The organism is Mesorhizobium kamtschaticum (assembly GCF_056174585.1).
The window spans coordinates 1647879-1673198 of sequence record NZ_CM149691.1 but is presented as its reverse complement, the minus strand read 5'-3'; the positions used below and the strand labels follow the sequence as shown (position 1 = coordinate 1673198).

At 62.3% G+C, this 25320-nt stretch carries 26 protein-coding genes and 1 pseudogene; 4 read left to right on the top strand and 23 right to left on the bottom strand.

Annotated features, from left to right (window positions below; genetic code table 11):
- Positions 1-84: 84 nt before the first annotated feature.
- The 5 genes from serA to glmM form a co-directional block, all read right to left on the bottom strand.
- Positions 85-1686, bottom strand: coding sequence for a phosphoglycerate dehydrogenase (gene serA, locus AC0V7N_RS08185; protein ID WP_475456331.1), 1602 nt, complete (start codon positions 1684-1686; stop codon positions 85-87).
- A 61-nt stretch (positions 1687-1747) separates the two neighbouring features.
- Positions 1748-2923 (bottom strand): phosphoserine transaminase, encoded by a 1176-nt coding sequence (locus AC0V7N_RS08180; RefSeq protein ID WP_475456330.1) that lies wholly within the window; start codon positions 2921-2923, stop codon positions 1748-1750.
- A 201-nt stretch (positions 2924-3124) separates the two neighbouring features.
- Positions 3125-3907: an outer membrane protein gene (locus AC0V7N_RS08175; protein ID WP_475456329.1), complete on the bottom strand. Its 783-nt coding sequence runs from the start codon at positions 3905-3907 to the stop codon at positions 3125-3127.
- Positions 3908-4250: 343 nt separating this feature from the next.
- Positions 4251-5087 (bottom strand): outer membrane protein, encoded by an 837-nt coding sequence (locus AC0V7N_RS08170; RefSeq protein WP_475456327.1) that lies wholly within the window; start codon positions 5085-5087, stop codon positions 4251-4253.
- Between the two features lie 252 nt (positions 5088-5339).
- Positions 5340-6692, bottom strand: coding sequence for a phosphoglucosamine mutase (gene glmM, locus AC0V7N_RS08165; protein ID WP_023777672.1), 1353 nt, complete (start codon positions 6690-6692; stop codon positions 5340-5342).
- A 367-nt stretch (positions 6693-7059) separates the two neighbouring features.
- Between glmM and AC0V7N_RS08160 the strand changes: the two genes are divergently transcribed.
- The 3 genes from AC0V7N_RS08160 (at position 7060) to AC0V7N_RS08150 (ending at position 8585) form a co-directional block, all read left to right on the top strand.
- On the top strand, positions 7060-7902 hold the full coding sequence (locus AC0V7N_RS08160) for a hypothetical protein (RefSeq protein ID WP_496627784.1): 843 nt from the start codon (positions 7060-7062) through the stop codon (positions 7900-7902).
- 147 nt (positions 7903-8049) lie between these two features.
- Entirely contained in the window at positions 8050-8208 is a 159-nt protein-coding gene (locus AC0V7N_RS08155; protein ID WP_475456324.1) for a hypothetical protein, read from the top strand.
- Positions 8205-8585, top strand: a complete 381-nt coding sequence (locus AC0V7N_RS08150; RefSeq protein ID WP_475456323.1) for a hypothetical protein — start codon at positions 8205-8207, stop codon at positions 8583-8585. The genes AC0V7N_RS08155 and AC0V7N_RS08150 overlap by 4 nt, the downstream gene beginning before the upstream one ends.
- A gap of 366 nt (positions 8586-8951) precedes the next feature.
- Here the strand turns inward: AC0V7N_RS08150 and ftsH are convergent.
- From ftsH to ybgC, 12 genes and pseudogenes are all read right to left on the bottom strand, one after another.
- Positions 8952-10876 (bottom strand): annotated as a pseudogene (gene ftsH / locus AC0V7N_RS08145) (ATP-dependent zinc metalloprotease FtsH).
- Positions 10877-10999: 123 nt separating this feature from the next.
- Positions 11000-12418: a tRNA lysidine(34) synthetase TilS gene (tilS, locus tag AC0V7N_RS08140; RefSeq protein WP_475456319.1), complete on the bottom strand. Its 1419-nt coding sequence runs from the start codon at positions 12416-12418 to the stop codon at positions 11000-11002.
- Entirely contained in the window at positions 12418-13533 is a 1116-nt protein-coding gene (gene ybgF, locus AC0V7N_RS08135; RefSeq protein ID WP_496627783.1) for a tol-pal system protein YbgF, read from the bottom strand. The genes tilS and ybgF overlap by 1 nt, the downstream gene beginning before the upstream one ends.
- Positions 13534-13757: 224 nt before the next feature.
- The gene (gene pal, locus AC0V7N_RS08130) at positions 13758-14264 is read right to left on the bottom strand and encodes a peptidoglycan-associated lipoprotein Pal (RefSeq protein WP_475456317.1); all 507 of its coding nucleotides are present in this window, start codon (positions 14262-14264) and stop codon (positions 13758-13760) included.
- Between the two features lie 245 nt (positions 14265-14509).
- Entirely contained in the window at positions 14510-14887 is a 378-nt protein-coding gene (locus tag AC0V7N_RS08125) for a four helix bundle protein (protein ID WP_475456315.1), read from the bottom strand.
- 38 nt (positions 14888-14925) lie between these two features.
- Positions 14926-16236 carry a Tol-Pal system beta propeller repeat protein TolB gene (gene tolB, locus AC0V7N_RS08120; protein WP_475456314.1) on the bottom strand — a complete coding sequence of 437 codons (1311 nt, stop codon included), beginning with the start codon at positions 16234-16236 and terminating at the stop codon, positions 14926-14928.
- 39 nt (positions 16237-16275) lie between these two features.
- Positions 16276-17433: a cell envelope integrity protein TolA gene (gene tolA, locus AC0V7N_RS08115; RefSeq protein ID WP_475456312.1), complete on the bottom strand. Its 1158-nt coding sequence runs from the start codon at positions 17431-17433 to the stop codon at positions 16276-16278.
- Between the two features lie 7 nt (positions 17434-17440).
- Positions 17441-17893 (bottom strand): protein TolR, encoded by a 453-nt coding sequence (gene tolR, locus AC0V7N_RS08110; RefSeq protein WP_475456310.1) that lies wholly within the window; start codon positions 17891-17893, stop codon positions 17441-17443.
- A gap of 11 nt (positions 17894-17904) precedes the next feature.
- Entirely contained in the window at positions 17905-18615 is a 711-nt protein-coding gene (gene tolQ / locus AC0V7N_RS08105; RefSeq protein ID WP_475456308.1) for a protein TolQ, read from the bottom strand.
- 257 nt (positions 18616-18872) lie between these two features.
- Positions 18873-19184, bottom strand: coding sequence for a type II toxin-antitoxin system RelE/ParE family toxin (locus AC0V7N_RS08100; protein WP_475456307.1), 312 nt, complete (start codon positions 19182-19184; stop codon positions 18873-18875).
- Positions 19174-19449 carry a type II toxin-antitoxin system ParD family antitoxin gene (locus AC0V7N_RS08095; protein ID WP_475456305.1) on the bottom strand — a complete coding sequence of 92 codons (276 nt, stop codon included), beginning with the start codon at positions 19447-19449 and terminating at the stop codon, positions 19174-19176. Before AC0V7N_RS08095 ends, AC0V7N_RS08100 begins: the two co-directional genes overlap by 11 nt.
- Positions 19450-19505: 56 nt before the next feature.
- Positions 19506-19988, bottom strand: coding sequence for a tol-pal system-associated acyl-CoA thioesterase (ybgC, locus tag AC0V7N_RS08090; RefSeq protein ID WP_475456303.1), 483 nt, complete (start codon positions 19986-19988; stop codon positions 19506-19508).
- A 57-nt stretch (positions 19989-20045) separates the two neighbouring features.
- Between ybgC and AC0V7N_RS08085 the strand changes: the two genes are divergently transcribed.
- Positions 20046-21296, top strand: a complete 1251-nt coding sequence (locus AC0V7N_RS08085) for a glycoside hydrolase family 5 protein (RefSeq protein WP_475456301.1) — start codon at positions 20046-20048, stop codon at positions 21294-21296.
- 15 nt (positions 21297-21311) lie between these two features.
- Here the strand turns inward: AC0V7N_RS08085 and AC0V7N_RS08080 are convergent, their stop codons facing one another.
- From AC0V7N_RS08080 to ruvC, 6 genes are all read right to left on the bottom strand, one after another.
- On the bottom strand, positions 21312-22208 hold the full coding sequence (locus AC0V7N_RS08080; protein ID WP_475456299.1) for a metallophosphoesterase: 897 nt from the start codon (positions 22206-22208) through the stop codon (positions 21312-21314).
- Positions 22209-22368: 160 nt separating this feature from the next.
- Positions 22369-23406 (bottom strand): Holliday junction branch migration DNA helicase RuvB, encoded by a 1038-nt coding sequence (ruvB, locus tag AC0V7N_RS08075; protein WP_127261675.1) that lies wholly within the window; start codon positions 23404-23406, stop codon positions 22369-22371.
- Positions 23403-23807: a type II toxin-antitoxin system VapC family toxin gene (locus AC0V7N_RS08070; RefSeq protein WP_475456297.1), complete on the bottom strand. Its 405-nt coding sequence runs from the start codon at positions 23805-23807 to the stop codon at positions 23403-23405. Before AC0V7N_RS08070 ends, ruvB begins: the two co-directional genes overlap by 4 nt.
- Entirely contained in the window at positions 23804-24088 is a 285-nt protein-coding gene (locus AC0V7N_RS08065; protein WP_475456295.1) for an AbrB/MazE/SpoVT family DNA-binding domain-containing protein, read from the bottom strand. The genes AC0V7N_RS08070 and AC0V7N_RS08065 overlap by 4 nt, the downstream gene beginning before the upstream one ends.
- A gap of 68 nt (positions 24089-24156) precedes the next feature.
- Positions 24157-24777, bottom strand: coding sequence for a Holliday junction branch migration protein RuvA (ruvA, locus tag AC0V7N_RS08060; RefSeq protein WP_475456293.1), 621 nt, complete (start codon positions 24775-24777; stop codon positions 24157-24159).
- Positions 24778-24790: 13 nt separating this feature from the next.
- Complete coding sequence (gene ruvC / locus AC0V7N_RS08055) at positions 24791-25303, bottom strand: crossover junction endodeoxyribonuclease RuvC (protein WP_475456291.1); 513 nt, start codon at positions 25301-25303, stop codon at positions 24791-24793.
- Positions 25304-25320: the final 17 nt, after the last annotated feature.

Genomic DNA, 25320 nt, shown 5'->3' with positions numbered 1-25320 from the left:
ACTGCTCTAACTCTTGTTTTGACGCAATTCCGGACGGAAAACCGTTTCACACTTTTCCTGGAATTGCTCTTGGAAAGGCCGGGATCAGATCCCACCCACGTCGAACTGCAGCCGCTTGGCCGAGTCGATCGACTTGTGCGCGCGCACCTGCTCCAGCACCTTTTCCGGGAACGGTGCATCGAGATAGAGCAGCGCGATGGCGTCGCCGCCCGGCCGGTTGCGGCCAAGCTGGAAGTTGGCAATGTTGACGCCGTTCTCGCCGCACACCGTGCCGAGCAGGCCGATGATGCCGGGCGCATCGGCATTGGTGGTGTAGAGCATGTGCTGGCCGACCTCGGCGTCGAGATTGATGCCCTTGATCTGGATGAAGCGCGGCTTGCCGTCGGAGAAGCAGGTGCCGGCGATCGAGCGTGTCCTGTGCTCGGTCTTGACGGTCAGCTTGATGTAGCCGTCGAACACGCCAGACTTGTCGCGTTTGACTTCGGCGACGATGACGCCGCGCTCCTTCACCATGATCGGCGCCGACACCATGTTGACGTCGGCGACCTGCGGCCGGATCAGCCCTGCAAGTGCCGCACTGATCAGCGCGCGCGTGTTCATCGTCGCGGTCGAGCCGTCGAACAGGATCTCGACCTCCTTGATCGGATCCTCGGTGACCTGGCCGACAAAGGCGCCGAGCACTTCGGCGAGCTTGACGAAGGGCTTCAGCCGCGGCGCTTCTTCCGCCGTGATCGACGGCATGTTGATAGCGTTGGAGACGGCGCCCTTGATCAGATAGTCCGACATCTGCTCGGCGACCTGCAGCGCGACATTCTCCTGCGCTTCCGCCGTCGAGGCGCCGAGATGCGGTGTCGCCACCACGTTCTCCATGCCGAACAGCGCGTTCTGTTCGGCCGGCTCGACCTCGAACACGTCGATGCCGGCGCCCGCCACCTTGCCGCTCTTCAGCGCCGCGATCAGATCAGCCTCGACCACCAGCCCGCCGCGCGCACAATTGATGATGCGCACGCCCTTCTTCATCTTGGCGATTGCCGCTGCATCGATGATGTTGCGTGTCTTGTCGGTCAGCGGCGTGTGCAGCGTGATGAAGTCCGCGCGCGCGAACAGTTCGTCGAGTTCGACCTTGTCGACGCCTAGCTCCTCGGCGCGCTTGTCCGACAGAAACGGGTCGAAGGCGATGACATGCATCTTCAGGCCAACGCCGCGTGTGGCGACGATCGAGCCGATATTGCCGCAGCCGATGACGCCCAGCGTCTTGCCGGTGATCTCGACACCCATGAAGCGGTTCTTCTCCCATTTACCGGCATGGGTCGAGGCATTGGCCTCCGGGATCTGGCGCGCCAGCGCGAAGATCATCGCCACGGCATGTTCGGCTGTCGTGATCGAGTTGCCGAAGGGCGTGTTCATCACGATGATACCCTTGCGGCTCGCCGCCGGTATATCGACATTGTCGACGCCGATGCCGGCGCGGCCGATGACCTTGAGCTTGGTGGCGGCGCTGATCAGCTTCTCGGTGACCTTGGTCGCCGAGCGGATGGCGAGGCCGTCATACTGGCTGATCACTTCGAGCAGCTTTTCCTTGTCCTTGCCGAGGTCGGGCAGATAGTCGACCTCGACGCCGCGATCCTTGAATATCTGCACGGCGGTGGGAGAGAGTTTGTCAGAAACGAGAACGCGGGGCGCCATGGCGGCCTCCTTGAAAATGGGATTGTCGGGGAAATGGCGGCCCGCAGGCCGCCATGAAATCTCAGGCTGCCGCTTTCAGCGACGCCTTCTGCGCGGCGAAGGCCCAGTCGAGCCAGGGCAGCAGCGCTTCGATATCTGAGGTCTCGACCGTCGCACCACACCAGATCCGCAGGCCGGGAGGCGCGTCGCGATAAGAGCCGATGTCATAGGCGACGCCTTCCTTGTCGAGCGCCGAAACCAGCCCCTTGGCGAAAGCCGCCTGTCCGTCAGCGTCGAGCGCCGCGATATCCGGATCGGTGAAGGACAGGCATACGGAGGTGTTCGACCGCGTCGCAGGCTCGACGGCAAGATGGCCGAGCCATGATGATTTGCCGACAAAGCCATCGAGGGCAGCCGCATTGGCATCCGCCCTGGCAACCAGCGCATCGAGGCCGCCGATCGACTTCGCCCAGAGGAGCGCGTCGAGATAGTCCTCGACGCACAGCATCGACGGCGTGTTGATGGTCTCGCCCTTGAAGATGCCCTCGATCAGCTTGCCGCCCGAAGTCAGGCGGAAGATTTTCGGCAGCGGCCATGCAGGCTTGTAGCTCTCCAGCCGCGCGACGGCGCGGGGCGACAGGATCAGCATGCCATGCGCACCCTCGCCGCCCAGCACTTTCTGCCAGGAGAAGGTGACGACATCGAGCTTTTCGAAATCAAGCCTTTGCGCGAAGGCGGCTGAAGTCGCGTCGCAAATGGTCAGGCCCTTGCGGTCGGCGGGGATGAAATCGCCGTTCGGCACACGCACGCCCGACGTCGTGCCGTTCCAGGTGAAGACGACGTCGCGGTCGAAATCGATCTTGGCCAGGTCCGGCAGATCGCCATAGCCGGCCTCGAGCTTGCGAACATCGGCGAGCTTCAACTGCTTGACCACGTCGGTGACCCAGCCGGAGCCGAAGCTTTCCCAGGCGACCATGTCGACACCGCGCTCGCCGAGCAGCGACCACAGCGCCATCTCGACAGCACCTGTATCCGACGCCGGCACGATGCCGATGCGGTAGTCTGCCGGGACCTGCAGGACCTCGCGCGTCAGCTCGATCGCCTGTTCGAGCTTGGTCTTGCCGATCTTGGCGCGATGGGAACGGCCGAGCGCGGCATTCTTCAGCGCCTCGACCGACCAGCCGGGACGTTTTGCGCAGGGACCTGAGGAGAAATGGGGGTTTGCCGGACGGAGTCCGGGCTTCGTATGCGTCGTCATCGTGGTCTATCCTTCCAGATAGTGGCCCCTCGTTGGGGAGGGGTGGCCCACTGACGGCGATATGCGTTCAGGCTTCGGGCGTCAAGAGGAAAGTTTATGTCGCTGCCGGGATACCGGCGATCCGCGATCAGGATCGCGTGATTTCAAACGCAAACGACGGACCGCAGGGATCCGCCGCCAAAATGCTGATCTATCCCGGGCCTACCAGAGATCGTAGCGCAGCCCGACCTTGACCTGGTGATTGCTGATTCCCTTTTTGACCGGAAAGGACGTCAGGCTTTCGGCCGTCACATACTCCGCGCTCGGGGCGGAAAAATACTGATAGCCCAGGTCGACGGAAACATTCTTCGTCACCTGGTAGGCAAGGCCCGCATTCAGCGTATAGGCGAGGGAGTATTGTGTCGCGTTGTCCTGCAGGCTGAAACTGTTGGCGGGGACATTGTTGTCGGTGTAAGTCGCCGAAAGCTTCCGCGAACTGCGGACAAAACCGATGCCGGCGCCAACATAAGGCGTGATTCCGACATATGTGCCGAGATCGACATAGCCATTGAGTATCCCCGAGAAGGCATAGTTCTTCAGCGATCCAGATCCCTGGGTCGGCAATGTCGGCAGTGCTACGACCGCTGAATCGTCATAGCCGAAGCTGGCCTTGTTACCCGGCAAATAGCCGAGGTTGAGATCGGCACGGAGGTAATCGTTGAAATGATAGCCGAAACCGATGCTCGCGAAGGCCGCGTTGTCGCTCTCGCTAAAGTTTTCGTTGTTGATCGCCGACGGGAAGGTAAAATCCCCATTTTTGAAGCTCTTCTGCACCAGATAGGAGACGTCGCCGCGCAGATACCAGCCCGAGCCGACCTCGACCGGCACATAGTCGGGCGCCTGGTCGGCATAGACCGGCGGATCGTAGTCGGCGGCGAATGCGGGGGCCAGCGGCAAGACGCCAAGTCCGGCAAGCGCCAGCACAATACGCGATGTGAGTGTCATGGTCCCGACTCCCGAATTTGGCGACACCTGCAATGAACGCGGCAGCCATCGTTTCAGGGAGCATTGTTAACCATAGTGGTTAAGTCGCAGTTAAGGCTAACAGAGCGTTAGCGAATTCATTTCAGCTAATCCATGGAGCCCTGAATTGACCTTCCTTTCTAATGCATGTCGCCCAAAAGTGACCTCGGTTTTGGGAAAACGACATGCATAAAAACAAAGACCTGAAGCACGTCGCATGAATCCGTTTCCACGCGACGCGCTTTAGGCACCTCATTGGCACAGCTCAAACGAAAACCGCCCGGTCAAGCCGGGCGGTTCGCGTATATTCTGGGCAGTGAAGTTCTTACTTGGTGTAGACCGGCTCAGGTTCGGGCTGGTAGGCAACCACCGGTGCACTGCACCCATTGTTGCCGCCGAACTGATAGCGCAGGCCGCCGCGCACCTCGTGGGTGTTGATGCCACGGTCGAAGCCAGGACCGGCGCTGCTCGCATCCCATTCGAACATGCGACCGCCCTGGATATGGGAGAAGCGATAGCCCGCATCGAGGATGATCTTGTCGGTCAGGCAGTAGGAGGCACCGGCCATCAAAGCGTAAGCGAAGCGCCAGTTGGATGCTCCCGGGTTGGTCTCGGCGGTGTTCGGATCGTAGACGGTATCCCACTTCACCCGCGCGCCACCGATACCGGCGCCGACATAAGGCGTGATGCCATGCCAGGTGCCGATATCGACATAGGCGTTGGCGAGCAGCAACAGGGCGCTCATCTTCGACACTTCGGTCGAGGTCGAGACGAGATCCGAGGTACCGCCGTTGAAGTTCGACTTGAACCAGTAGTCGGCGGTCACGTCAGCGCGCAGATGATCGCTGATCTTGTAGCCGACGCCGCCGCCGAGCGAGAAGCCGCCCTTGAGCTTGGCATAATCGAAGCTTTTGCCACCAACCAGGATATTACCGCAGTTGCAGGGATCGAGGCTGTAGGTCGAATAGTCGATGCCGCGAACATCGGACTTGTGGTAATCGATGTCGCCACGGATATACCAGCCACCGATGTCAGCCGGCTGCTCGTAAACCGGCGGCGGTGCCTCTTCGACCTGCGGCTCGGGCAGGTCGGCTGCGAAAACTGGCCAGGCCAAGCCCGCGAACAGCAACGCGAACAGGGCCTTTCTTGCTGTATTGAACATGCTTGTCACCCCTAGGAACCCTCGGAACGGCGATCGTGTCCGAATGAGATTGGCTTTCAGGCGTGGATAATGAATTGGAAAAGTTAAAAGGCGTTTAACCCTGTCGATTAACCACGAATCTCTAAAATTCGAAGGATTCGGGGATGATTTCGACAGTTAAGGGCCGGTTCCCGGTCAACAAAAAGCCCGCCGGAAGGGCGGGCTTGGATGCAACCGGGGCGGCGGCGTGACGCCTTTTGGGCGCGCCGGAGATCAGGCGGCGCTGCGGGTCTCCGAGATGACCTCGACGATGTCGTTGACGACGGCCTCGACCAGCTGCGGATCGTCGCCCTCGGCCATGACACGGATCAGCGGCTCGGTGCCCGAAGGACGGATGACCAGCCGCCCGGCCTTTCCCAGACGGTGGCGTGCATCCTCGATGGCGGCCTTGACCGGCGCTTCCTCGAGCGGCTTGCCGCCGGCTATACGGACGTTCTTCAGGAGCTGCGGCACCGGCTCGAACTTCTTCGACAGTTCGCTGACAGGCCGGCCCTGCCGTTTGATGCAGGCCAGCACCTGCAGCGCTGACACCAGACCATCGCCGGTGGTCGAGAAATCCGACAGCACGATGTGGCCCGACTGTTCGCCGCCTACATTGAGACCATGCGCGCGCATATGCTCCACGACATAGCGGTCGCCGACCTTGGTGCGGTGCAATTGCAGCTTCATGTCGCCGAGGAAGCGTTCGAGGCCGAGATTCGACATGACCGTGGAAACCACGCCGCCGCCGGCAAGCCGGCCGCTCTGGTGCCAGGACTCGGCGATCAACGCCATGATCTGGTCGCCATCGACGATCGCGCCATTCTCGTCGACGATGACGACGCGGTCGGCATCGCCATCGAGCGCGATGCCGATATCGGCGCGCACTTCGTGCACTTTCTTCTGCAGGCCGGCCGGATGGGTCGAGCCGCATTCCTTGTTGATGTTGAAGCCGTTGGGCTCGACATTGATGGCCACGACTTCGGCGCCGAGCTCCCACAGCGCCTCGGGCGCCACCTTGTAGGCCGCGCCATTGGCGCAATCGACGACGATCCTGAGGCCCGAGAGCGACATCGAGCGCGGCAAGGTGCGCTTGGCGAATTCGATGTAGCGGTCATGCACGCCGTCGACGCGCTTGGCACGGCCAAGCCCGTCGGAATCGGCGAGCGCCAGTTCGATATCCTTGTCGAGCATGCTCTCGATGCGCTCTTCGATCTCGTCGGAGAGCTTGTAGCCGTCCGGACCGAACAGCTTGATGCCATTGTCGTAATAGGGGTTGTGCGAAGCCGAGATCATGACGCCGATATCGGCGCGCAATGAACGCACCAGCATGGCAACGGCCGGCGTCGGGATCGGCCCGAGCAGGAACACATCCATGCCGGCGGCGCAAAGACCGGCCACCATCGCATTCTCGATCATGTAGCCGGAAAGCCTGGTGTCCTTGCCGAGAACGACACGATGGCGGTGGCTGCCACGCTGGAACGAAAGCCCTGCGGCCATACCGACCCGCATAGCGATTTCAGCGGTCATCGGAAACTTGTTGGCGCGCCCGCGGATGCCGTCGGTGCCGAAGTAATTTCCTGCCATGCTAGTTAGAGTCCCTGACGGTTCTTTGCCGGCATCTCATGCCACAATTGGCCGGTGCGCCATGATCACATTGTGTGATTATATGTTACCAATCCTTAGAAAATCATTGTTGTGCACCGCACACGACAAAGCCGCACTCCAACATGACGGCATGTGGCACTGCAATATACCAGTTCTGCGAGCTATTCGGCGCAGATGCACGCGGAAAATCTTGTTTTTAACCCAGTAAGGGACAATGATTTCATCACCTTATCGGGAGGATCGAGCTTCCGGCGATATATACCTCACTTAGCATCTGGCGCAACCGACCGTTGAGCGTTATTGATTCGCAGGGACGTACAATGGGCTGCTGCAACGGAGAAACGCTATGCTCATCCACCGACTTGCCACTTTGACCGGCCTTGCCGTAGCGACGTCGTTCCTGGCCGCGCCAGCCAACGCGTTGACGATGGCCGAGTGCAGCACGAAGTATAACGCCGCCAAGGACGCGGGGACACTTGCCGGGGCGACCTGGAACCAGTTCCGCAAGGCACAGTGCGGCACCGATGCCGCTGCCACCACGGACACCAAACCGGCCGACACGAAGAAGGCTGCCGAGACCAAGCCTGCCAAGACCACCAAGCCTGCGGCCGCTGCGGCTGGCACCACGGCCAAGGGCCTGACGGCCAAGGAATGCAGCGCCAAGTACCAGGCGGCCAAGGCCGCCGGCACGCTGAACGGCATGAAGTGGAACGACTTCCGCAAGGCCGAATGCGCCGCCGGCGCGTCCGCCGCCGCCGACACCACCAAGCCGGCAACCACCAAGGCCGCCGCGGCTGCTGCCGATGGCGGCAAGGGTCTGACCATGGCCGAGTGCAGCGCCAAGTACCAGGCGGCCAAGACGGCCAACACGCTGAAGGGCCAGAAGTGGAACGACTTCCGCAAGGCCGAATGCGGCGCCGCTGCCTCGGATGACGACAGCGTGCCTGCTCCGAGCGAAGCAAGCTACACCAAGGAGCCGGCGAAGCCGACGACGGTTGCGCCCAAGGGCGTCACCTTCCCGTCCGCGATCTCGGCGAAATATGCCAGCGAGACCCCCGGAAAGGGCCGCATGCACACCTGCCTCGACCAGTACTATGTCCTCAAGGACGCCAACGCGCTTGGCGGCCTGAAGTGGATCCAGAAGGGCGGCGGCTTCTACAGCCTGTGCAATGCCAAGCTGAAGGGCTGACAGCATTTGAAAGCAGAAAGCCCGCGAGCCGCAAGGTTCGCGGGCTTTTCGTTGCGTTGAAAAGCTCAATGGTCCTGCTTCCGCTACCGCGAAAGCCGATAGCGTGGTCGCCCCACGCCCGGCAGCCGGGTGCGGGAGGTCTTCTAGGTGAGGCAGAAGATTCTAGTTGAACATAAGAAGAACAAAACGTATACAAAAGATGTTCAATCTGTACTCGATATGGAGGGTTTGATGTCTGGCTTGAAATTGACGGCGCTGGCTGCAACGACTTTTATTGCCTGGGTGCCATCCCGGGAAACGCAATGACGATGAAGGAGTGCGGCGAGACCTATCGGACCGCCAAGGAAAGCGGTGCCCTGAACGGCATGGACTGGAACGCTTTCCGCAAGGATAAATGCGCAACGTCCGCTACGGGAAGTGCCGAGGCGAACACGGCCAAAGCGACACAACAGCCGAAGAAGGAAGCCAGCGCGGCGACCGCACCAACCGTAGCGCCGGCTGGCGTGACGTTCCCGACCACGCTCGCGGCCGAATTTCAGGCCGAAAAACCCGCCAAGGCGCGAATGAAGACCTGCCTCCAAGGCTACCATAGCAACAAGGATGCCGGAACGTTGAGCGGCCTCAAGTGGATCCAGAAGGGTGGCGGCTATTACAGCCTGTGCAATGCCAAGCTGAAGACCTGATCGGCAGCAATAGCTCAACGAAGAAAGGCCCACGAGCCGGTTCGCGGCTTTCTTTGCCGAGCGATCTACACGCGTTTGCGCTGCCCCTCACCTGCCTGCCGGCATCCTCTCCCCGTATAGTGACGGGGAGAGGGGCGCTCTCATCTATAGTTTCGCCAATCACTAACGTCGCAAAAAAAGCGCCGACGTTGCGGTAAGCTACTTTCTCCCGTCACTATACGGGAGAAATGCCCGGCAGGGCAATGAGTGGCGGCGCCGACTTCAACAATTGGCCGGCCCTTGGCTGGGCGAACCACCTGCGATGCCGCCACAAACAAAAACGCTGCGGACAAAGCCGCAGCGTTTGTTGCACTCTATCATGTCTGCTCAGCTTGACGGCTGAGGCTCCATGCCGCCTTCGGGCTCGGGGCCCTTCTTGCGCCGTCCGGACTTCGGCACGGCCGAGCCGCGGCTCGGCGGTGTGTCGTCGCCGAGGTCGCGCGAGGGCTTGTTGCCCGCGATCAGCTGCTTGATCTCTTCACCCGACAGCGTCTCGTATTCGAGCAGGCCTTGCGCCAGCGTGATCCATTCCTTCTTCTTCTTGGTCAGGATGGATTTGGCCGAGACATAGGCCTCGTCGATCAGGCGGCGCACTTCGGCGTCGATGATCTGCGCGGTCTCTTCCGAGATGTTCTGCGTGCGCGCCACCGAATGGCCAAGGAACACCTCTTCCTGATTGTCGCCATAGGCGACATGGCCGAGCTTGTCGGAGAAGCCCCAGCGCGTGACCATGGCGCGCGCCAGCTTGGTCGCCTGCTCGATGTCGGAGGAAGCACCCGAGGTGATGTTCTCCTTGCCGAACTTGAATTCCTCGGCGACGCGGCCTCCCATCATGATGGCGAGGCGCGAGATCATGTATTTGTAGCTCATCGAATAGCGGTCGCCTTCCGGCAACTGCATGACCATGCCGAGCGCGCGGCCACGCGGGATGATGGTGGCCTTGTGCAGCGGATCCGCCGACGGCACGTTGAGCGCCAGGATGGCGTGGCCGGCCTCGTGATAGGCGGTCAGCTCCTTCTCGGCCTGGGTCATCGCCGACGAGCGGCGCTCGGCGCCCATCATGATCTTGTCCTTGGCGTCCTCGAACTCGGCCATGGTGACGAGGCGCTTGTTGCGCCGCGCCGCCATCAGCGCCGATTCGTTGACCAGGTTCATCAGGTCGGCGCCGGAAAAGCCCGGCGTGCCGCGTGCAACGACCTTGAGATCGACATTGGGCGCCAGCGGCACGTTGCGCACATGCACCTTGAGGATCTTCTCGCGGCCGACGATGTCGGGGTTCGGCACCACCACCTGGCGGTCGAACCGGCCGGACGCAACAGCGCCGGGTCGAGCACGTCGGGACGGTTGGTGGCGGCGATCAGGATGATGCTTTCGTTGGATTCGAAGCCATCCATCTCGACCAGCAGCTGGTTCAGCGTCTGCTCGCGCTCGTCATTGCCGCCGCCGAGGCCGGCGCCGCGATGGCGGCCGACGGCGTCGATTTCGTCGATGAAGATGATGCAGGGCGCATTCTTCTTGGCCTGGTCGAACATGTCACGCACACGGGACGCGCCGACGCCGACGAACATCTCGACGAAGTCCGAACCAGAAATGGTGAAGAACGGCACGTTGGCTTCGCCGGCGACCGAGCGGGCGAGCAGCGTCTTGCCGGTGCCGGGAGGGCCGACCAGCAGCACGCCGCGCGGAATCTTGCCGCCGAGGCGCTGGAACTTCTGCGGGTCGCGCAGGAACTCGACGATCTCTTCCAGGTCTTCCTTGGCCTCATCGACGCCGGCGACGTCCTGGAAGGTGACGCGGCCATGCGCCTCCGTCAGAAGCTTGGCCTTCGACTTGCCGAAACCCATGGCGCGCCCAGACCCGGACTGCATCTGGCGCATGAAGAATATCCAGACGCCGAGGATGAGGATCATCGGCAGCCACGAGATCAGGTAGCCGAACAGCGAATTGGAACCGTCGGTTTCAGGCCGCGCATTGATGGTGACGTTCTTGTCCTGCAGCCGCGAGACCAGCTGGGGATCGCCGGGCGAATAGGTCTGGAAGCCGGTGGAATTGTCGGTGTAGGTGCCGGTGATGCGGGCACCCGCTATGGTCACCGTCTTGACCCGACCGCCCGCGACTTCCTGCAGGAACTGCGAATAAGGCACATCGCTCGAGGCCCCACGCGTCTGCGGCGTCTGGAACAGATTGAAAAGAGCGATGAGCAGGACCGCTATGATCGCCCAGAGCGCGAGGTTGCGATAGTTCGGATTCATCAATTGTCCCGTTGGCGTCCGCGGACGGACAGCATCATGAGAGGAAACTTGGGCCTAACATAGGGAGAGCGCCTCCCCTTGCCAAGCAGAACAGCGCGTCTGGGTTAAGCTTTCGACCAACCATCAATCGGCACTGTGGCCGCGCAATGGCGGAGGGGGAAGCGGCGACGCGCCGATCACCCCCCCGACGGCCCGCGCCGGCGCCAGATCGAAGGACGGCAGGAAGCGGGCAAAAGGCGACACGACCGGCCGCACCACGAACCCTGGCGACCCTGGCTCGCCCTGCGGCGAACCAGGGTTTTCAAAAGCCTGCTGGGGTGTCGGTTCCGCAGCCAATGCGGCACGTGTCAGGCTTGCCGGGGTTTCTCCGTCATCGATCGCCAGGCGCCTCGCTGCGTTCGCACCCAGCGGGGCGATCAACAATGCGTCTGAGCTGTCGTTCAATGTGATGTGGCGACGGCCATCCCAGATGGTGTTGTCGACAGCAGCAGTGGCGAGCGGCAAACCCCGTGCCTCGCGGCGCAGGAAGATGCCGGCGCGCCGGAAATCAACCACGGTCCGCGACAATGTGGCGCAAAGAAATCCGCCCTTCAGCCGATCGAACAATGCCTCGCTGCGCGCCTGGTCCGGAAGAAAGGCAGCGCCTCCGGCGGTGGCCAGCAAAATACGCAACGCGTAGATGGCCGCCTGATCGTCGCCGGCCGAAAGCAGGCGCGGGTCGAGGCGGATGAGACCCGTGGTCGGCTGGCTGGCGAAACGATGGATCAGATCGGCGGCGGCGGCGCCAAGCAGCCTGCGCTCCACCGCGGCCTGACCGGCGAGCAGCAGCGTGCGCTCCATGGACTCGACGCTCTCGCCGGCAAGCGCGGCGCGCATGCGCGGCCGCTCGAAGGCCAGGTCGATATTGGTCGGATCATCGGCCCAGCGGACATTTTCACGCCGCAGGAAATCGCGAAGTGCTGCGCGCCGCGTACCCAGAAGCGGGCGAGCAATCCACTCGCGCCAATCATAGAGGGTGGCCGGTGCCATGCCGGCAAGCCCGCGGCCTGCCATTTCGGCAAGCCCGCGGCTTGCCATTTCGGCAAACTCTCGGCCCTCATCCCGCGCCTGCCGCATCAGCACCGTCTCGGCCTGATCGTCGGCGGTATGGCCGGTGACGATGAGGCCGATGCCTTCCGCGCGCGCCGCTTCGGCCAGCAGCCGGTAGCGCGCTTCCCGCGCCGCCGCCGCCAGTCCGGTCGATGGCTTGCTTCCGGCCCAGGCCAGGGTGCGGTGGGCAATGCCGCGCTCAGCGCAAAGCTTCGCCACGGTCCGCGCCTCGGCCGCCGAACCTTGCCGCAGGCGATGGTCAACCGTCACGGCCAGCAGCTTCGCTGACGGCGCGGTTCGGTCGAGATGCAGTTTGAGAAGGAGAAGCAGGGCGGTCGAGTCGCTGCCGCCGGACACGGCCGCAACGGCGCCGTGGGTAAAATCGATATGCGAAAAAATACTCTTCGTATGCGAAAGAAGGTTGGTCGAAAGATCCGGCTCAGTCGCGAGCATCAGCAGGCAGCCAGAGCCTTCTCCTGCTTGACGCGTTCCTTGAGTGCATTGGAGATATCGGGGTAGCGCTTGCCGACCTCGCTGAAGGTGGCGCAGGCGACATCGTGTTGCTTGAGGCCTACCAGTGACACGCCAAGCTTCAAGAGCATGTCGGGTGCCTTCTTGGCCTTCGGGTAGTCCTTGCTGGCGGCGAGGAAGACTTCGGCCGCGTCGCGGTATTTCTGCTGGCCAAGCAGCGATTCACCCAGCCAGTAGTGCGCATCCGCCGTCTTGGCATCTTTGGGGAAGCGCGAGATATGATCGCGAAAACCCTGTTCGGCGGTGCTGTAATCGCCCGACAGGATGAACTGATAGGAATTGCGGTAAAGTTCTTCCGGATCCTTGGTGGAAGGCAGCGCCGCGACGATCGTGCCATTGGACTTGCCGGCCTTGGCCGGAGCGCCGGTGGCCGGGGCAGCGTCTTGCGCCGGCGCGGTTGCCTGGGTGTTGCCGTTGGCATCGATCACATTGCCGTTCTTGTCGACGGTGATCGAGCCAAAGGTCTTTTCCGGCGCTCCCGTGCCGGGGATCACCTTGCCGGGATCGCCATCGGGTGATTCGACGATGACATCCTCAACCGTCTTGCCGCCGCTCGACTGATCGCTGCCGGTAGCGGCGCCGGCATCAGCCGGCGCCTGGGTTGCCGGGGCCGCGGCCACGTCGGTGTTGGTATCGGTGGTTGCGTCGGACTTCTTCTTCGGTGCCGCCGGTGCCTGTCCGCCCTGCGAGCCGCCTTCCAGCTGCTGGAAGCGGAACTCGTTGTCTTCCTGCTGCTTGCGGATCTGCTCCTGCATCTGCAGGACCTGGAAATTGAGTTCCTCGATCTTGCCGTTCATCTGCCGCAGCTGGTCTTCCAGGCTGGTGACGGCAGTCGGATCGGACTGCACCATCTGGACCTGATCCGGCTTCTTCTTTTCACCGAAAAGGCTGGGCAGCTCGATGCTGGGGAGATGGAAGGAAAAGCCGCTGTCGGTTGATTGCCCTGTGCCGCTGGCCCCCAAGCCACTAGCCGGGGCGGTGACGCCTGATAGGAGCAGCAGCGCAAGCGTGCCGCTCAGAACCGATCTCAAATGCATGTGCCTCTCGCCGTGTGTCGTTAGTCTGTTTCGCGCCTTCCAACCAGAGTGGGACCAGCCAAGCGCCCTCGGCTCATAGCAGGGCGCGAGACTTCGGCCAAATTTTGTTTCAGGTGTCCGGATATGAAAAAGGCGGCCCGAGGGCCGCCTTTCGCAAAGCTGTGTTGCATTTCTGCCGCTACACCGCCACGCCTTTTTCCAACGCGTCGGGCAGCCTGAGGTGCTCAGGAACCTGCGCCGCTGAGCGTGGTGACAGCGCGGCGGTTCTGCGACCAGCAGGAGATGTCGTCGCAGACCGCGACCGGACGCTCCTTGCCGTAGGAAATGGTCTTCAGGCGGCTGGAAGCGACGCCCTTGGAGACCAGGAAGTCGCGGGTAGCAGCGGCGCGGCGGGCGCCAAGCGCCAGATTGTATTCGCGCGTGCCGCGCTCGTCGGCATGGCCTTCGACGACGATGGCATACTGCTTGTACTGGTTCAGCCATTGCGCCTGGCGCGCAAGCGTCTGCTGTGCGTCAGCCCGGATCGAAGTAGAGTCCGTATCGAAGAAGATGCGGTCGCCGATATTGACGGTGAAGTCCTGCGCCGAGCCGGGCGTAGCAGCACCGGCACCATTGAGGCCAAGGTCAGCGGCGTTGTTCGGCGTCTTCTTCGAGGCGCAACCGGTGATGGCGAGCATCGCCACCAGCGCGATCATGACCGGGTTTCTGGTAAGTGCTGCGATACGGCCCATGCCGCCTCTCCTTCGTATTTCGAGTGATCGTATTCGAGTGATTTCGTTGATCACCCAGTAACCACGTTTGGGTTAACCCGCATTCAAGAAACACGGTTAATATTTGGTTTAGCTGCCCGTCCGCAGCTGTTAGGCTTGAGGCCACAGTTGGCGCGGACCCTAGGCGGAAATGCGGCCAAAACGCGACCAATGCGTGGAAAATGAGGAATTGAAGAGCTGGCGAATTGAAGAATTGAAGGGTCAAATCACTTCAGCTTCTCTCTCAGATTCACCAGCATCCCGTAGATTTGGGCATAGGATTGCAGCCATTCATCCAGCTGCGCCTGTGGGATGTACCCAAGGTCAAATGCGTAGGAAATCCACGTCTCGACCTCGCTGCATGACCCCAGGGCCATCGAAATGAACCGCGCGAATTCGGCTTTGGAGTGGGTCTGCTTGGCAAAGCCCTCCGCCAAATTGGCGCAGATACCCTTGCTGGAGCGACGCAGTTGGTCGGCTAGAGCGTATTGCTCCATTTTCGGAAAAGTAAGTGTGGCTCTGTGGACCTCAAGAGAAACCGCATAAGCACGCTTGTAGACCTCTAAATCCCTCGCGCGCCTAATGTAGCTGCCTGCCTTCTCCATTCTTCAGTTCTTCAATTCCCCAGTTCCCCAATTCCCTCTCATTCCAACAACGGCGACCAAGCCGGGTCCGAGGCGAAGTTCGCGGTCGGGATCGGCTGCTCGTTGCGGCCAGTAAGGTCGACCGACACAAGCTTGGGTCCGCCAGCCGAATCGCGGAAGAACATCAGCACACGGCCGTTCGGCGCCCAGGTCGGACCTTCCTGCTGGAAGCCGGACGACAGGATCCGCTCGCCCGAGCCGTCGGTCTTCATGACGCCGATCTGGAATTCGCCGCCGGTCTGCTTGGTGAAGGCAATGAGATCGCCGCGCGGCGACCACACCGGCGTCGAATAGACGCCGTCGCCGAAGGAGATGCGGGTCTGGCCCGAGCCGTCGGCGCCCATGACATAGATCTGCGCACGGCCGCCGCGGTCGGAGGTGAACACCACCTTGCTGCCGTCGGGCGAATAGGAGGGCGAGGTGTCGATGGCGGTCGAGTTGGTCAGCCGCGTCGTCGAGCGGCTGCGCAGGTCCATGGCAAAGATGTTGGAATTGCCGTCGTCGCGCAGCAGGCTCATGATGACCTTCTGGCCGTCGGGCGAGAAGCGCGGCGCAAACGTCATGCCGGGGAAATTGCCGACCAGTTCGCGCTGCCCGGTCTCGATCTGCAAGAGATAGACGCGCGGCTGGCCGCTTTCATAGGACATGTAGGTGATTTCCTGCCGGTTCGGCGAGAAACGCGGCGTCAGCACGATCGACTTGCCGTCCGAGAGATAGCGGACGTTGGCGCCGTCCTGGTCCATGATGGCGAGCCGCTTCTTACGCGCGTTCTTGGCGCCGGACTCGTCGATGAACACGACACGCGTGTCGAAATAGCCCTTCTCGCCGGTCAACCGCTCATAGATCGCGTCGGCGATGATGTGGGCAACGCGGCGCTGATTGGCGTCGTTGGCGAAGAACTGCTCGCCCGCCATCTGCTGTCCGGCGAAAGTATCCCAAAGCCGGTACTGCGCGCGGATGCGCCCATCGGCCTCCTTGCTGACGCTGCCGGTGACCAGCGCCTGGGCATTGATCACCTTCCAGTCATCGAAGCGAGGGGCGGCGTCCGGGTTCGTTATCTTTTCGATGAAGGCGCTCTTGTCGATCGGCGCGAACAGCCCGGAGCGCTTCAGATCAGCGGTGACGATCTGGGAAATCTGGGCGCCAAGCGCATCGCCGCCCTGGAAATCCGTGATGGCGATCGGCAGTGGCTCGACATTGCCCTTGTTGACGTTGAGCTCGACGAGCGCCAGCGCCGGCAGCGTGCCGGCAGCGGTCATGCCCATCGCCATGGCTGCGATCATCAGGAGCGGCTTGAGGATTGATTTCATGTCTTCTCGCTTCTCATACTGATTTTCGGATGTCAGGACCTAGAGGCCCAGCATCTCCCTTGGATCGAAGGTGACCCGGATGTCGTTCCAGATGTCCTGCTTGCCGGCAGGAACCTGCAGGCCGGCCACATCGCATTTCTGAACCGCGCGCACCGCGCTTTCATCGAACTGCCTGTTGCCGCTCGACTTTTCGACGGACGGGCGACCATCGAGCTTGCCGGAGTTGTCCAGGTTGAAGCGCACGACGACGACGAAATTCTCTGAACCTTCCAGCCCGACCGGCAAGGTCCAGCAACCGCCCAACTGGCTCTCCAGCGCGCCCTGCTCCGACTTCGAAAGCTTCTGGCCCTGGTCCTTGTCGCCACCAAGCGAGGCCTGCTGCGTCGAGCGCTTGGCGCCGCCGCCGGATGGCTTCTGCTTGTCGAGGAGAGCGGAAATCTCGTTGGCATTGAACTGCTTGTCGTCGGACTTCGGCTTCGACGAAGCGTCCTTGACCGGCTTGTCGGCATCCTTGCGTTCCGGCGCCTTGGCGCTTTCGGCCGGTGCCGGCTGCGGCTTCGGCCGCGCTTCAGGTGCTGGCGCCGAACTCGGCAACTGGGTCTCTTCGGTCGGCGGATCCTTCGCTATCGCCTCGGCGACGGCATCCGGCTTGACCTCGGGCGTCGGATCAATGGCGGCGGTCTTGTCCTGCGGTGGCGGGGTCGGCGCCGGCTTGGCCGGCGTCGGCTTGGGCTCGGTCTGCTTGACCGGCTCGGGCTTGACCTCTTCCTTGGGCGTCGGCGCCGGCGCCACTTCCGTCGCCGGAATGGGCTTGGGCTTTTCCTGCGGCTTCGGCACGTCCTCGGGCTTCGGTGTCTCTTTGGGGGTCGGGGCGGGCGGCGGAGCCGATGTGGTGTCGACCGGCTTCGGCTTGGCTTCAGGCGTTATCGGCTTGTCGGTGTCGACGCTGTTTTCGCCGACCTTCTGCGCAACCGGCACGATATCGGGACGCTGCGTCGGCAGCGGCGCCGGCTTCTCATGCATCACCGCCTTCTTGTCGCCCTGCAGCGTCTGCGCAATGGCTTCCATCGGTACGATATCGACCGACACCGATTCCACATCGGCGGCCTGCATGGCAGGCGGCGACGACAGCGTGAACAACCCGAAGGCCAACGCCACCGTATGCAAGATCACCGATGAGGTAAGACCGGTGCGCATTTGGCCTCTATTGATCCTGTTCCTGCAGCGAGATCAGGCCGATATTCTTGTAGCCGGCAGCCTGGATCAGGCCCATCACCTTCAGCGCAGTGCCATAATTGGTCGCTTTGTCGCCGCGGATGTAGATGCGCTCGTCATAGCCGGTCTTGGAAATCGCCTGCAACTTGGCGACCAACTCCTCCTCTGGGATTTCGGTCTCCTGCAGGTGAATCTTGCCAGCGGCGTCGATCGAGATTTGGATCGGCTGCGTATCGGCATTCATCGCCTTGGCCTTCGTCTCCGGCAGATCGATCGGCACGCCGACCGTCAGCATCGGCGCCGCGACCATGAAGATGATCAACAGCACGAGCATCACGTCGACCATCGGCGTGACGTTGATTTCCGACATCAATGCATGGTGACGGCCGCGCCGCCGGTGGCCGCGCCCGCCGCGTCCTCCCATGCCTACGGACATACCCATCTCGTTACTCCTCAGGCCTTAGGCGCGACTTTTTCATCGATTTGGCGCGAGAGTATGGCGGAGAACTCGTCGGAGAACCCTTCCATGCGCACAGCGATCTTGCTCGCATCCGATGACAGCTTGTTATAGGCGATGACGGCCGGGATGGCGGCGAGCAGGCCGATGGCCGTCGCCAGCAGCGCTTCGGCGATGCCGGGCGCAACCACAGCAAGGCTGGTGTTCTTGGAGCCGGCAATGGCCTGGAACGAGGTCATGATGCCGATGACCGTGCCAAACAGGCCGATGAAGGGGGCGGCCGAGCCGGTGGTGGCGAGGAAGCCGAGGCGCCCCTCCAGCTTCTCCATCTCGCGGGTCAACGCCAGGTCCATCGCCTTGTCGATGCGGGTCTGCAGCCCGAGCGGCGTCTTGGCGCCCTTCTCGAAGCTCTTCTTCCACTCGCGCATGGCGGCGACGAAAATGGCGCCCATGCCTGACGTCTTGCGGTCGGCGAGCGTGCGGTAGAGTTCCTCCAGCGACTGCCCTGACCAGAAGACCTGCTCGAAGCGGTTCAGCGCCAGCCGCATGCGGCCATAGGCGACCAGCTTGTCGATGATGATCGCCCAGGTCCAGACCGAGGCGCAGAGCAGGCCGATCATGACCAGCTTGACCACCCAGCTGGCCTGCATGAACAGCGCCCAAATCGACAATTGCGCGCCCGGGTCGGCGAGTGCGATATTTTCCATCGTTACGTCCTTAAGATTTCCGGGCGAAGCTGGCGGCTGGCCCCTGGCATCCCTTGTGGTCGGTTCGCACGAAGCTACCGGACACCCCAAACCGTGCCGTTAGCGGCCTTTTCAGGGCAAATATTGGTGAAAGGAAGGCGTTGGATAGCGCCAATCTTCACCAATCTCTTCATGAACCGTTATGGTTAAGGATGGGTTAGTGAATATGGCGCGGCGCATTGCCGCGCCCAGTGGCGGGACTGACGCGCTTCCACAGGCTAGGAGTCCGTCTCGTCCACGTGTTGGGGGTAGTCCTGCCCGCCATAGAGGACACGCAGGATGAGCACCTGCTCTGCGTCGACCCGGAACAGGATCGACGCGCGCCGTTCAAAGCCGACGACCCGGATTCCGGATCCGATGGCGTCGCGAACGATGCCACGTTCCGGAAACGTGGACAGCGCCATGCACGCCGCCTCAATGCGGTCGATATAGCCACCGGCACGCGCTGCACCGCTTTCCTTTTCGATGAAGTTGTAAATAGCAAAGAGGTCGGACCGCGCCGAGGGTCTGAAGACGACCTTATGCGTCACGCTTGGCGGCCTTCGTGCGGTCCGCATGGTGCTCGCGCAATGCCTTGAACACGTCTTCGGCCGGGATGTCCGGGCGCGGATCGTCGAGAGCTTCCTGCACCTTGGCCCGCATGATGGCGGTGATGACCTGCTCCTCGCGGTCAAGGGCGCGAAGCGCGGCACGCATGACTTCGCTCGCGGATTCGTACGCTCCCGACGCCAGGCGGGCGTCGACGCTGCTCTGCTGGCGTCCGAGCGTCACGCTTATGGGCTTGCTGGTTCTCATGGCGATTGTTTCCTTGTCCTCCCCAGTAGCACAATGTATGACACTGTCATACTATTTCAATCAGCTGAAGCACGAGACTTAGGCATAAAGGCTGCCACCCATTCCTTGGGAAAGCGTCTCGGCCGGCCATTCTCGCCGATGATTGCCGCCTCGACCTTGGCCTCGACCAGCACCTCGTCGCCGCGTTTGAGCTGCTGCGCCATGAAGATGCGCGCGCCGGAAATGCTGTCGGTGCGGGTGTCGACGGTCAGAATGTCGTCGATGCGGGCAGGGATGCGGAAGTCGATCTCCATGCGGCGCACCACCCACACGATCTTCTCGCCATGCTTGCCGTCGGCAAGTTCCGTGTGATGCACGCCGGTGAGCCTGAGATAGTCGGAGCGGCCGCGTTCGAGGAATTCGAGATAGCGCGCGTGGTAGACGACGCCCGAGAAATCGGTGTCGGCATAATAGACCCGCGCCATCAGCCGGTGGCCGAACGTCGTCAGCGCGCCGGAAAGCCCGGCGAGCAGCGTCGCCGATTCACCATGATCGTCCATTGCGCTTCCTTTTTCGGTCTCGACGAGGCACCAGTTCCGCGCGTGACATGACATCGGATGGCACTGTTGACGGCGATGATCAAGAGTTTGATGGCGGCGCTGCTGGTGCTGGTGGCCCTGGCGCTGCCCGGCCAGGCGGCGACTTTTACGATGAAGCGCGGCCTCAATCTCGACCAATGGGTCACCTGGCCGGGCCAGGATCAGTGGGGCGACGCCAAGACCATGCTGCCCTATCCGGAATGGCGAAAGTTCCTCAAGGAGGACGATCTCAAGGCACTCAAGGAAGCGGGGTTCGATTTCCTGCGCATGCCTGTCGACCCCTCGCCCTTCCTGTCCGACCAGACCGAGGCCCTGCGCGACGATCTCTACGCCAGTGTGCTGGACTCGGCGCGCATCATCAACCGCGCCGGCCTGAAGGTGATCGTCGACATGCATCTGATCCCGGCCGGCGGCAGCCGCAAGATCGGCATGTCGCAAGTGATGGACGACCCGCAAACCCTCGAGCGCTACGTCGACATGGTGCGCAAAATGGGCCGCACTTTGGCCGGTGAGGACCCCAAAAAAGTCGCGTTCGAATTGATGAACGAACCGATCGTCGATTGCGACAGCGACGGCACCAGCCTGTGGCCGGACCGCCAGCAGAAATTGTTCGCCGCGGCGCGTTCCTCGGCGACAAAACTGACGCTGGTGCTGACCGGCGCCTGCTATTCCGCCGCCTCGTCGCTGGAAAAGATCGATCCCAAGGCGATCCCCGACGACAATGTCATCTGGACCTTTCACTCCTACGATCCGTTCCTGCTGACCCACCAGGGCGCGACCTGGGCCGGCGACTTTATCCCCTATGTGACCGGCCTGCCCTATCCGCTGACCGCAGTGCCGAAGGCTGAGCTCGACGTGACGCTCGACACGATCCGCGCCCGGATCAAGGCCGAGGCGCCCTGGACACGGCAGAGCGGCCTGCTTGCCTATCTCGATGAACAGGTCGCCAGCATGGACAGCCCCGACAAGCTGCTTGGCCTGATGGATGCGCCGTTCACGAAAGTTGACGCATGGGCGAAGGCCAACGGGATCAAGCCGGAGAACATCACGCTTGGCGAGTTCGGCATGATCCGCCAGGAATACGGCAATGCCTATGTGATGCCGGCCGAATACCGCGCCGCCTATGTCAAGGATATGGCCGCCCGCGCCGAGGCACACGGCTTCTCATGGTCGGTGTGGAGCTATGGCGGCGCCTTCGGCATCGTCGACGCCTTCAATGGCGACAAGGCCGAGTCTGATGTGATGAACGTGATCCGGTCACTTCACTGAGAGCTATTCTTCAGATCAGCCGAGGTCGATCTGCAGGATTTCGGGTCGCATCCCAAAACGAACCGGCATGATGCTGAAGCCAAGGCCGCCCGAGACGATAAGATTGCGATCGTTCTCGACGACATGGCCATAGGCATAGCGATCGCCGAAACGCGACGGCACGACCGGCGAATAGCCGAACAGTCGCACCTGCCCGCCATGGGTGTGGCCCGACAGGGTCAGCGAAACCCGCCACGGCACGGTGGCAAAAATGTCAGGCTCATGGGCGAGCAGGATGACAGGCGCAGTGTCGCTGACCTTGGCCAGTGTGCCGTCGAGATCGTCCAGCCCTGTCAATCCGGGGCGCTCCTCGGTCGGCAACAAGGCTTGCTGGTCAGCCAGCCCGGCGATCCACACGCCGTGCCCATCCTTTTCCAGGCGCACGACATCGTTCTCCAGCACCGGGATGCCGACCTTCTCCAATGCCTTGCGCGCTATGGTTGGGCCGGCTCCGGCCCGCTGCGCGAAGCCGTCGTGCCACCAGTCATGGTTGCCAAGGATCGACAGCACGCCGAGCGGCGCCTTGAGGCCCGACAGAGCGGACGCCCACTGCGACGGCGTCACCCCGCCTGTCACCAGGCGCATGCCGGCGATATAGTCGCCAAGCAGAACGATCACATCCGGCTGCAGGGCATTGGCATCCTGGACAAGTGAGGCGATCCGTTCCGGTGTCATCCACGGCCGGCAGGCATGGATGTCGGCGAGCGCGACGACCCGCAGCTTCAAGCCATCAGGCCAATGCGGCGGCGTCAGTGCATAGCGCTTCACATGCGTCAGCAGCATCGGCTCGATGCCGACCGCATAGGCGCCGAGCGCGGCGGCCGTCACGAGCGACCCGCCGATGAAGCGCAGGAACCCGCGTCTGGTTATCATTCTATGGCTCCGGCACGTGGATCGCGGCGGCATGCCGCGAGACAGCGCCGATAAAATCCACGATTGCGCCGGCAAATCGACAAAGACGAGCAGATTCTGCGCAAGACGTTCACGGATGCTTGATCACTGGTCTGGGAACCCCCGCCTGATCGCTTGGCGGCTATTCTTCCTGGAACAGGTTGATCTGCTGCTGCGCCAGGTCCTTCGGCGCGTCGAGGCCGAGATGGCGCCAGGCATTGGCCGTCAGCATGCGGCCGCGCGGCGTGCGCTGGATGAAACCCTGCTGGATCAGATAGGGCTCGATGATGTCCTCGATGGCGTCGCGCGGCTCGGACAGGCCGGCGGCGATCGTCTCGATGCCGACCGGACCGCCGCCGAAATTGCGCGCGATCATCGAGAGATAGCGGCGGTCGAGCGCGTCCAGGCCGAGCGCGTCGACCTCGAGCCGGGTCAGCGCCTCATCGGCGATCTTACGGTCGACATGGCCGTCGCCGGCGACCGAGGCGAAATCGCGCACGCGACGCAACAACCGCCCGGCAATGCGTGGCGTGCCGCGCGCGCGCCGCGCGATCTCCAGAGCGCCGTCGTCGCCGAGCGGCATTTGCAGGATGCGCGCGCCGCGCCGCACGATCTGTTCCAGTTCCTCGACCGTGTAGAAGTTGAGCCGCACTGGAATGCCGAACCGATCGCGCAGCGGGTTGGTGAGCAGGCCAAGCCGCGTGGTGGCGGCGACAAGCGTGAAACGGGCAAGGTCGATCTTGACCGAGCGCGCCGCCGGTCCTTCGCCGATGATCAGGTCGAGCTGGAAATCCTCCATCGCCGGATAGAGGATTTCCTCTACCGCCGGGCTCAGCCGGTGGATCTCGTCGATGAACAGCACGTCGCCTTCTTCGAGATTGGTGAGCAAGGCGGCGAGATCGCCGGCCTTGGCGATGACCGGACCTGAGGTCGAGCGGAAATTTACGCCGAGTTCGCGCGCCATGATCTGCGCCAGCGTCGTCTTGCCCAGCCCCGGCGGCCCGACGAACAGCACATGGTCAAGCGCCTCGTTGCGGCCCTTCGCAGCCTCGATGAACACTTTGAGATTGGCCCGCACCGCAGCCTGGCCGACAAAATCGTCAAGCGTCTGCGGCCGCAAGGTCTGCTCGGCATCCTCGCCGCGTTTTTCGGGAGTGATCAGGCGGGGCGACAGGCTCACGCGAGCAGTTCCATACTGGCAATGGATTTGGCGGCGCGCTGATCGAACGTAACTGTATGCGAGCAACCCAGATTTCGATTGTGCTCGGCGATCAGCGCATCGGCAAAATCCACCTGTGGTAAGTTCGATCTTTCGAGCGCGACCACGATGGCATCGAAATCTTCGAACACCAGCGTCCTGATCTTCAGCAGTCTCTGGATTGCCGCCTGCACCTGCTCTTTCGACAGCCTGTAGCGCGAAATCAACGACCAGCTGAATTCGACCAGCACGATCAAGCTGACGAAGCCGGGAGTGCCTTCACTGAGGCCTCTGCCGAATGCGAGAGCTTTTGCTCGTTGCTCCGCATCGTCATTAAGCACCATTCGAAGCAGAACATTTGTATCAATGCCGATGGACGTCACCCGCCGCCCTCTCTTCCGCCTTGCGACTTGTCTCCGACAACATGCCTACCGACGGCATCCTGCACCGCGAGGTCGATTTCCTCCAGTGAGGCTGGGCCACCGAGCGGATCACCCAAAAACCCTGCGAGGTCGGCAAAGTCGAGATTGCGCGGCGTTCCGACAAGATAGCCATCCACGACCGTCCAGGCGATCATGTCACCGGTCTTCAGCGACAGCGCGTCCCGGACATCCTTTGGAATTGTAAGCTGGCCCTTCGAGGTCAGACTGGCAAACGCACCCATTTTCTTACTTTCTTAGAAATTTCTTACTAATTATATGATAGTCGGAATTTCCCTTTCCAACAACCATGTCACCGTGCCAGTTCCTTCAGCCCGAAGCGGATCAGCTTCGGTGCGTCGGCATCCTCGCCCGCTGTCTTCAGTGCCGCCGCTATCGCGTTGGCGGCAGTGTCGCGCGAATAGCCAAGATTGACCAAAGCCGAGACAGCGTCGGTGATCGGCGCAGGCGCCACGCCTTCGCCGAGTTCCTGCTTGAGCCCGATGGTGCCGGAGGCAGTGCCCGCATAGGCCGGCGCCTTGTTCTTCAACTCGGTGACGATGCGCTCGGCCACCTTCTTGCCGACGCCGGGTGCGCGGGAAACCATGGCGATGTCGCGCAACGCAATCGCATTGGCGAGGTCGGCCGGCGCCAGCGTCGACAGAATGGCCAGCGCCACCTTGGCGCCGACACCCGGCACGTTGTTCATCAGCAACCGAAACCATTCGCGCTCGAGCTGCGACTGGAAGCCGTAGAGCCGCAGCATGTCCTCGCGCACATAGGTCTCGATGAACAGCACCACCGCCTCGCCGGGCGAAGGCAGCGCCGCCAACGTGCGCGCCGAGCAATAAGCGACGTAGCCGACGCCGTGGATATCGATCAGGCAATGGTCTTCATCGATCTCGTCGAGCGTGCCCTTGAGCTTGCCGATCATTCCCAACAGCCTCTCATGATGCCAATGCCGCCATCCGATAGGCCACGCTCTGCCGGTGATGAGCGTGGCAAATCGCAATGGCCAGCGCGTCGGCCGCATGTTCGGTGTCGAAGATCGCTTTGGGCAGCAGCACCTTCACCATCATGTGGATCTGCTTCTTGTCGCCATGGCCGACGCCGATGACAGCCTTCTTCACCGCATTGGGCGCATATTCGGCGACGACCAGGCCAGCCCGCGCCGGCACCAGCATGGCGATGCCGCGTGCCTGGCCGAGCTTCAGCGTCGCCACGGCATCCTTGTTGACGAAGGTTTGTTCGACGGCTGCCTCATGCGGCATGGCTTGATGCAGGACTTCGGCAAGCCCGTCATGCAATTGGCAGAGCCGCGTCGCCAGCGCCGCCTTGTCCTCGGAGCGCACGGTGCCGGACGCGACGAAGCGCAAGGAATTGCCGAGGCTCTCGACGATGCCCCAGCCGGTGCGCCTGAGCCCCGGATCGATGCCGATGATGCGAATCGCGTCCCCCATCCGGTCACTTTACCTCC

What these genes read in the sequence shown, in the direction of transcription:
- AC0V7N_RS08085 (WP_475456301.1), top strand. Translation starts at nt 20,046, where the DNA reads ATGGCACTGTTGACGGCGATGATCAAGAGTTTGATGGCGGCGCTGCTG.
- ybgF (WP_496627783.1), bottom strand. Translation starts at nt 13,533, where the DNA reads ATGCATTTGAGATCGGTTCTGAGCGGCACGCTTGCGCTGCTGCTCCTA.
- AC0V7N_RS08175 (WP_475456329.1), bottom strand. Translation starts at nt 3,907, where the DNA reads ATGACACTCACATCGCGTATTGTGCTGGCGCTTGCCGGACTTGGCGTC.
- AC0V7N_RS08080 (WP_475456299.1), bottom strand. Translation starts at nt 22,208, where the DNA reads ATGATAACCAGACGCGGGTTCCTGCGCTTCATCGGCGGGTCGCTCGTG.
- ruvA (WP_475456293.1), bottom strand. Translation starts at nt 24,777, where the DNA reads ATGATCGGCAAGCTCAAGGGCACGCTCGACGAGATCGATGAAGACCAT.
- AC0V7N_RS08095 (WP_475456305.1), bottom strand. Translation starts at nt 19,449, where the DNA reads ATGAGAACCAGCAAGCCCATAAGCGTGACGCTCGGACGCCAGCAGAGC.
- ybgC (WP_475456303.1), bottom strand. Translation starts at nt 19,988, where the DNA reads ATGGACGATCATGGTGAATCGGCGACGCTGCTCGCCGGGCTTTCCGGC.
- AC0V7N_RS08125 (WP_475456315.1), bottom strand. Translation starts at nt 14,887, where the DNA reads ATGGAGAAGGCAGGCAGCTACATTAGGCGCGCGAGGGATTTAGAGGTC.
- AC0V7N_RS08160 (WP_496627784.1), top strand. Translation starts at nt 7,060, where the DNA reads ATGCTCATCCACCGACTTGCCACTTTGACCGGCCTTGCCGTAGCGACG.
- AC0V7N_RS08170 (WP_475456327.1), bottom strand. Translation starts at nt 5,087, where the DNA reads ATGTTCAATACAGCAAGAAAGGCCCTGTTCGCGTTGCTGTTCGCGGGC.
- tilS (WP_475456319.1), bottom strand. Translation starts at nt 12,418, where the DNA reads ATGCTCGCGACTGAGCCGGATCTTTCGACCAACCTTCTTTCGCATACG.
- AC0V7N_RS08150 (WP_475456323.1), top strand. Translation starts at nt 8,205, where the DNA reads ATGACGATGAAGGAGTGCGGCGAGACCTATCGGACCGCCAAGGAAAGC.
- AC0V7N_RS08180 (WP_475456330.1), bottom strand. Translation starts at nt 2,923, where the DNA reads ATGACGACGCATACGAAGCCCGGACTCCGTCCGGCAAACCCCCATTTC.
- serA (WP_475456331.1), bottom strand. Translation starts at nt 1,686, where the DNA reads ATGGCGCCCCGCGTTCTCGTTTCTGACAAACTCTCTCCCACCGCCGTG.
- ruvC (WP_475456291.1), bottom strand. Translation starts at nt 25,303, where the DNA reads ATGGGGGACGCGATTCGCATCATCGGCATCGATCCGGGGCTCAGGCGC.
- tolA (WP_475456312.1), bottom strand. Translation starts at nt 17,433, where the DNA reads ATGCGCACCGGTCTTACCTCATCGGTGATCTTGCATACGGTGGCGTTG.
- tolR (WP_475456310.1), bottom strand. Translation starts at nt 17,893, where the DNA reads ATGGGTATGTCCGTAGGCATGGGAGGACGCGGCGGGCGCGGCCACCGG.
- glmM (WP_023777672.1), bottom strand. Translation starts at nt 6,692, where the DNA reads ATGGCAGGAAATTACTTCGGCACCGACGGCATCCGCGGGCGCGCCAAC.
- tolQ (WP_475456308.1), bottom strand. Translation starts at nt 18,615, where the DNA reads ATGGAAAATATCGCACTCGCCGACCCGGGCGCGCAATTGTCGATTTGG.
- pal (WP_475456317.1), bottom strand. Translation starts at nt 14,264, where the DNA reads ATGGGCCGTATCGCAGCACTTACCAGAAACCCGGTCATGATCGCGCTG.
- tolB (WP_475456314.1), bottom strand. Translation starts at nt 16,236, where the DNA reads ATGAAATCAATCCTCAAGCCGCTCCTGATGATCGCAGCCATGGCGATG.
- AC0V7N_RS08065 (WP_475456295.1), bottom strand. Translation starts at nt 24,088, where the DNA reads ATGGGTGCGTTTGCCAGTCTGACCTCGAAGGGCCAGCTTACAATTCCA.